This is a genomic window from Roseateles sp. P5_E1, assembly GCF_054049335.1.
In genome coordinates, this window is sequence record NZ_JBFUMN010000107.1 from 1 (window position 1) to 5,014 (window position 5,014).

General features: G+C 63.8%; 2 protein-coding genes and 3 tRNA genes. 4 read left to right on the forward strand and 1 reads right to left on the reverse strand.

What is annotated here, in order from left to right; translation table 11 throughout:
• Positions 1–64: 64 nt before the first annotated feature.
• Entirely contained in the window at positions 65–2,860 is a 2,796-nt protein-coding gene (locus ACXJKJ_RS29850; RefSeq protein ID WP_457394900.1) for a TonB-dependent receptor, read from the reverse strand.
• 565 nt (positions 2,861–3,425) lie between these two features.
• On the opposite strand from ACXJKJ_RS29850, the gene ACXJKJ_RS29855 reads away from it, so the two are divergent.
• From ACXJKJ_RS29855 to tuf, 4 genes are all read left to right on the forward strand, one after another.
• A tRNA-Tyr gene (locus tag ACXJKJ_RS29855) sits at positions 3,426–3,510 on the forward strand.
• 38 nt (positions 3,511–3,548) lie between these two features.
• Positions 3,549–3,622 (forward strand) — tRNA-Gly (locus tag ACXJKJ_RS29860).
• A 74-nt stretch (positions 3,623–3,696) separates the two neighbouring features.
• Positions 3,697–3,771 (forward strand) — tRNA-Thr (locus ACXJKJ_RS29865).
• Between the two features lie 52 nt (positions 3,772–3,823).
• Positions 3,824–5,014, forward strand: coding sequence for an elongation factor Tu (gene tuf / locus ACXJKJ_RS29870; RefSeq protein ID WP_457394903.1), 1,191 nt, complete (start codon positions 3,824–3,826; stop codon positions 5,012–5,014).

Here is a 5,014-nt window from a genome sequence, read left to right on the forward strand (position 1 = left end):
CGCCGTCCCCGCGGGGGACCGACTGGGCACGCCCGCGTTCAGCGGCGCGTGACCAGGCGAGGGGTCAAAACTTCACACGTGCGGTCAGGTAGAACTGGCGGCCGTTCTTGTAGATGGCGCGCGGCTGCACTTCCGAGGCGTAGTACTTCAGCTTCGGGTCGTTCAGGTTCTGCGCATCCAGGCTGACGGCGAAGTTGTCGTTGATCTTGTAGCCCAGAGACGCCGACAGCACGCCGTTGCCCTTCTGGAAGTAGTCCGTGCCACGGTCGGTACCGATGAAGATGTCATCGGTGTAGCTGTAGTTCACGCGCGCCGAGAACTGGTCGTTCTCGAAGAAGCCGCCCAGGGTGAACGAGTTCTTCACGTCGCCGCGCAGCACATGGCCGTCCTGGTCGTGACCATCCGCGAAGGTGTAGTTCGCCGTCACGCCGAAGTTGTTGGCGATGGGCGTCTCGAACGCGAATTCCAGACCGGTGACGGAAGCCTTCTTGTTGGTCAGGCCGGTGATGACGAACTGACGGTTCACCAGTTGCTGCACGCCACCCTGCTGGTTGGTGTTGCCCAGCAGCACCGGGTAGGTGCTGGTGAACGTGCCGTTCGTGATGTAGCTGCCCATCTGCATGTGGAAGGCACCCATCGACACGAAGGCGCGCGGCGCGAAGTACCACTCGATGTTGGCGTCGAAGTTGGTGGAGCGGATCGGCTTCAGGTCGGGGTTGCCGGCCGTGCCGCCACCGATGGCGTTGTTGTCCAGGAACATGCCCGTCGTGCTCAGCGACGTGAAGGCAGACAACGCCGTGTAGTCGGCGCGGGTCACCGTGCGGCTCACAGCCAGGCGGCCCACGACGTCGCGGCGGATGTCCACACGCACGCTGGCGCTGGGCAGCAGGTCGGTGTAGCTGCGGTCTGCGGTGGTGGCCGTGAAGTCACCGAATGCCGATGACACATCAGCCTTCTCGCCCGGGAAGCTGGGGCGGAACGAACCCGAGGACTGCTTGGTACGCACGGCGCGCAGACCGACGTTGCCGCTCCAGCCGTCGCCTTCCAGGTTGCCCTGCAGGTAGGCGGCGGTGGTGGTTTCCTTCACGCTGTATTCGCCGCCGTCCATGGGCGAGCGGCGCGCGATGGGATCGCGGTTGGTGACGCGGCTGTTGTACTCGGCCAGGGCCGCGGCCGAGATATAGGTCAGGTTGGTCGGGAAGCCGCTGCCGAGGCCGCTGCCGTAGTTGCCCGGGAAGGACTGGCTGAAGGCCGGCAGGGTGTAGGGCGAGAGCTGGGGCGCATCGTTGCCGTTCGCATCGGCGCAGGCGCTGGGCTTGCTCCAGTCCCAGGGGCCGACGCGGTACGGCGTGCCGGTCGCGCAGCCCGGGCCCTGGTTCAGCGTCGCATCGGTGTGGCGCTTGTGCTGGGCACTGCGCACGCCGAACTTCAGGCTCTTGAGCACGCCGGAGTCGAGCGAGTACTCGCCGTCCACCTGGGCCCAGCTCTCCTTGTCGTGGACGATGACGTGCTCGGCGCCGAAGATCCAGTCAAAGCCCACCGTGGGGTTGGTGAAGCTGAAGGCGGGCGCGGTGTCGTTGCCTTGCAGGGCATAGCTGGCACGCGTGGTGGCGATGTGCGGCTCAACCACGTCCTGGCTGACGGTCTGGCCCTTGCCCTTGGAGGTGCCGGCATTGGCGGTCAGCGTCAGCGCGCTGTTGACCTTGAAGCTGCCATCCAAGCTCAGGAAGTTGCTCTCGGCAGAGGCCTTGCGCGAGATCATGTCGTAATAGCCGGCGGTCGACGAGCTGGCCCAGTCGAAGGTGGCCTGCGTCAGCGTCTTCACGCCCTTGCTGTCGGTCGCGATCTTGTAGTTCGAGATCGTGGCGCTGTTGATCAGGCCGGCGCGCGGCGCGATCAGGTAATTGCGGTTGTAGTTGTCCGCGTCCATCTTGGACGAGAAGCCCGTCAGCGTGAGGTCCACGTCCTGAGTGGGCTTGAACTGGGCGCGCACCAGCCCGCCCTTGCGCTCGCGCTCCTGCGTGAAATAGGCGGCGCCGATCAGGTCGGGGGTGTAGACGCCGATCAGGTCAGGGTGCGCTGCGACGAGGGCGGGCGCGTTGGTGCTGTCCAGCTTGTTGATGAAGCCCAGCGTTTCCACGCCATCGCGACGCAGGCTGCGCTTTTCCGAGAAGGCTTGCACCAGGACGCCGAAGGTCTTGGATTCGTTCTTGAAGTTGGCCAGCACGCTGAGCTGCGGGTCCGTCTTCTTGGGCAGGCTGGCGTAAACCGCGCCCAGGCCTGCTTCGAAGGTCAGCGCCTTGGCGAAGTCCAGCGGCTTGCGGGTGATGATGTTCACCGAACCTGCCGTGCCGCCTTCCACCAGGGATGCTTCGGCGCTCTTGCGCACTTCCACGCGGCTGACGAGTTCGGAGGGCAGCAGCGAGTAGCTGACGCTGCGGCCGACGCCGGCACCGGTCTGGTCCAGCACGAACCAGTCGCCGTTGGCGATGCCGTGGCTGTCGAGCAGCGTCTGCGTCAGGCTGGGGTTAGTGCCACGCAGGCCGACGCGGTCGCGCTCGTCGAAACCACCGGAGCCGCCGGCCGGGCTGTTCAGGATGGTGACGCCAGGCACGCGGGCCAGCGAGTCGGCAACGTTCTTGTCGGGCATCTTGCCGATGTCTTCGGCGGAGATGACGTCGATGTGGGCGTCGGCATTGCGTTTGACGCTCAGCGACTTTTCCTGCGACGCACGGATACCGGTGATGGTGACCGTGTCCAGTTGCTGGGGAGCCGGGGCTTGCTGCGCCATGGCGGCGCCGCTGGCGCCAAGCAAAGCGATGAGTACCGCCTGCGAGATGGGAGTCTGCTTGACCTTCATATGCTGTTCCTCGTTGTGGCCAATGAATTGGGGCGGCGGTGACTGCTTCGGGTGCGTTGCATACCACCTTCGGTCCGGTTGATGCCTTGTTTGCCCTCAAAAGCGCATCCAACCAGTGCCATGCCACTGTAACGATTGATAACGCCACTTTGCTACCAATTTTTACTGGGGGGTTTCCCGAGTGGTGGCGGCAAAGTGTCTGCTCATTGGGTGGCGCCCTCTCTGGGGCGACCAATCTAGCGGATCAAATTGGTGCTTAATTGGTATCTTTGCGCGTATAAAACTGTTGCGCTTGGGCGACGCGACCCTTGTGCAAGTCGTAAGAAGGCGCCCGGCAGTGCTCGCCAGCTGGTAGCTGGGTGGCCTTGATCTGGTTTTGTATTGGTCCGAGGCGAGGCGACGCCTGGGTGCCGTGGCGAGGCTGGGCGTCGCCAGGGAAGGCGAGATGAGCGGAGCGCCAGGGGAATCGTCCCGGGCCACGTTTTCGCGCTCTTTGTCTCTGGCTTCTTCGTGAGGCGGCTGTTGCGCCCCATTTGCCCTGTGCTATAGTTGCGGGCTTGCCTCAGGAGGGGTGGCCGAGTGGTTAAAGGCAGCAGACTGTAAATCTGCCCGCATAGCGTACGCTGGTTCGAATCCAGCCTCMTCCACCAAAACTGCCGTTGCTGGCGGTTGCGGCAGGGCTCCCAGAGCGGGAGTAGTTCAATGGTAGAACCTTAGCCTTCCAAGCTAATGACACGGGTTCGATTCCCGTTTCCCGCTCCAATCCGGGCGGTTTGGTTGGTCAGCGTCGACACCGGTTTGCCGGCCAGTTCATCTGGCGTCAAACCCGTGCCGATGCCCTTGTGGCTCAGTGGTAGAGCACTCCCTTGGTAAGGGAGAGGTCACGCGTTCGATCCGCGTCAAGGGCACCACAGATTTTCTCTTTTTCTACTCGTTTCAACGGGTTCGCCTCAGGAGCGCAAGATGGCAAAAGGCAAGTTTGAACGGACCAAGCCGCACGTGAACGTSGGCACGATTGGCCACGTTGACCACGGCAAGACCACGCTGACCGCGGCAATCGCGACCGTGCTGTCCAAGAAGTTCGGCGGCGAGGCCAAGGCCTACGACCAGATCGACGCAGCGCCCGAAGAAAAGGCCCGCGGCATCACGATCAACACCGCTCACGTCGAGTACGAGACGGCCAACCGCCACTACGCGCACGTTGACTGCCCCGGCCACGCCGACTACGTCAAGAACATGATCACCGGTGCCGCCCAGATGGACGGCGCCATCCTGGTGTGCTCGGCCGCTGACGGCCCGATGCCCCAGACCCGCGAGCACATCCTGCTGGCTCGTCAGGTCGGCGTGAAGTTCATCATCGTCTTCCTGAACAAGTGCGACATGGTCGACGACGCCGAGCTGCTCGAGCTGGTCGAAATGGAAGTGCGCGAGCTCCTGTCCAAGTACGACTTCCCCGGCGACGACACCCCCATCATCAAGGGTTCGGCCAAGCTGGCGCTGGAAGGCGACACGGGCGACCTGGGCGAGCAAGCCATCATGCGTCTGGCCGACGCCCTGGACAACTACATCCCCCAGCCGGACCGTGCCATCGACGGCGCCTTCCTGCTGCCGGTTGAAGACGTCTTCTCGATCTCCGGCCGCGGCACCGTCGTGACCGGTCGCGTCGAGCGCGGCATCATCAAGGTCGGCGAAGAAATCGAAATCGTCGGCATCCGCGACGTGCAGAAGACCACCGTCACCGGCGTCGAAATGTTCCGCAAGCTGCTGGACCAAGGTCAAGCAGGCGACAACGTCGGCATCCTGCTGCGCGGCACCAAGCGTGAMGACGTCGAGCGCGGCCAGGTGCTGGCCAAGCCCGGCTCGATCAAGCCSCACACCCACTTCACGGCCGAGATCTACGTCTTGTCCAAGGAAGAGGGCGGCCGCCACACCCCGTTCTTCAACAACTACCGTCCCCAGTTCTACTTCCGTACCACGGACGTGACCGGTGCGGTGGAGCTGCCCAAGGACAAGGAAATGGTCATGCCCGGCGACAACGTCGGCATCACCGTGAAGCTGATCGCGCCGATCGCGATGGAAACCGGCCTGCGCTTCGCCATCCGTGAAGGTGGTCGCACTGTCGGCTCGGGCGTCGTCGCCACGATCCTCGCGTAA